This is a genomic window from Burkholderia sp. SIMBA_051 (assembly GCF_046534915.1).
Classification (GTDB): Bacteria; Pseudomonadota; Gammaproteobacteria; order Burkholderiales; family Burkholderiaceae; genus Burkholderia; species Burkholderia ambifaria.
Window position 1 is genome coordinate 1 of record NZ_JAWRXS010000694.1, and the last position, 247, is coordinate 247.

At 34.0% G+C, this 247-nt stretch carries 1 protein-coding gene; it reads left to right on the top strand.

The genetic code is table 11. From position 1 onward, the window contains the following. Nucleotides 1–247: hypothetical protein (locus SB771_RS36255; RefSeq protein WP_410722191.1), on the top strand; the 247-nt coding region annotated here is incomplete at both ends.

A 247-nucleotide genomic window follows, 5' to 3' on the forward strand; every position in this document is an offset into this window, starting at 1 on the left:
CGCTCAATACTTAAAGTTTCTAGCTTTGGCCGTTGTTTACCGTATTTACCTCAGAGTGATGTAGCTGAGCTAGGCGATAAAGGGGTGTTTATTAATGCTATATACAGCGGCTTTATTCCACCTAAACTCAAAGATAATGAATTGTATAAATCTTTAATTGTTGCATTAAATTACAGCAATAAAGCAGCGGTTGAAGAGTTTAAAGATAAAACACAGGTTGTAGAACAACTTATACAGCAAAAAATAT